At 69.9% G+C, this 365-nt stretch carries 1 protein-coding gene; it reads right to left on the reverse strand.

The features are described 5' to 3' along the window. The coding region (locus ADK67_RS11670; RefSeq protein WP_442974129.1) for an ATP-grasp domain-containing protein at window positions 1-365 on the reverse strand (365 nt) is incomplete at both ends.

A 365-nucleotide genomic window follows, 5' to 3' on the forward strand; every position in this document is an offset into this window, starting at 1 on the left:
TCGTAGCGTTCGGTCAGTTCGGTCTCGTCGTCGCAGCGGAAGACGAAGTGGCTGCCCGCGCCCAGGGTCGGCTTCACGATCACCGGGTAGCCGAACGCGTCCGCCGCCGACCTCGCCTCGTCCAGCGTGGTGACGAACCGGAAGCCGGGGATCGGGGCGCCCGCCTTCTCGTGGGCCTGCCGCATCAGGTACTTGTTGCGGCTGTTCAGCGCCGCCTCGACGCCGATGCCGGGCAGTCCGAGCGCCTCGGCGATCGCCGCGACGGCGACGACGGCGGCCTCGGAGAACGTGATCACGCCGTCGAACGCCTCGGTGGCGTGCCACTGCTTGGCGGCGGCGATCATCTCGTCGATGTTCTTCGACCC

It is taken from the genome of Saccharothrix sp. NRRL B-16348 (assembly GCF_001280085.1).
In the GTDB taxonomy this organism is placed as follows: domain Bacteria; phylum Actinomycetota; class Actinomycetes; order Mycobacteriales; family Pseudonocardiaceae; genus Actinosynnema.